General features: G+C 75.8%; 1 protein-coding gene. It reads right to left on the reverse strand.

All coding sequences use genetic code 11. From position 1 onward, the window contains the following. Nucleotides 1-568 (reverse strand): carbohydrate kinase family protein (locus tag EAD98_RS29590; RefSeq protein ID WP_121657241.1); only part of this gene is annotated, 568 nt, incomplete at its 3' end. Nucleotides 569-778 lie beyond the last annotated feature (210 nt).

Consider the following 778-nt stretch of genomic DNA (forward strand, 5'->3'; position numbering starts at 1 on the left):
GCCGCACCCCACTGACCAGGAGCAGGTCGGCGATGTCGGCGAACGGCCGGTGGTAGGCGTTCGTGCCGTCCCAGTCGTGCAGGTCGGTGGAGAGCGCCACGCCCGCCGGCATTGCGGCACGCACGGCGGGTAGCAGCGGCAGCGTCCAGTCCATGATCGAAATGTGGACGTGCCGGGCGTCGCGGACCAGCCCGGCCAGCTCCGTCGGCGCGAACGGCGTTCCGCCTCGCCAGGGACGTGGGTCGTACAGCGAGGTGCGTCGCCCGCCCGGGTCCACCAGGCTCACCGACCGTCGGGTGCCGCCACGGTCCTCGGCCAGCACCGCCGGCACCCCGGCCCGGGCCAGCGCCATCCGGACCAAATCGCCGGGCACGTCCGCCCCGAGGGTGTCGACCACCCGTACCCGAAGGCCGAGCGCCCGGGCGGCCAGCGCCACCCCGGCGCCGGTGTTGCCGATCCGCAGCTCGATCGGCTCGACGGTGTGCGAGTCGGCGGCCGGCAGCGGCAGCGCGGGCACCCGGACCCGCACATCCACCCCGAGTCCGCCGATCACCAGGAGGTCGACCATGGCCGCGAGGCTAGCCGACCGAGGCTGACCGGTGCGTCGCATCGGGGCCGCCTATCCTGGGCGCGGGCGGGCGACGAGGGGGAACACGTGCTGGTCATCCACGGGCTGTGGCTGCCCGTCGACGGCTTGTCCGGTGGCCTCGCCGTCTGGGCCGAGGACAGCGCCGTCCCGACCGCCGCCGCCCCGCGCGCCGGCCGGCCGCCCCGGGAA

The sequence above is a fragment of the Micromonospora sp. CV4 genome, assembly GCF_003667455.1.
In the GTDB taxonomy this organism is placed as follows: Bacteria; Actinomycetota; Actinomycetes; order Mycobacteriales; family Micromonosporaceae; genus Micromonospora.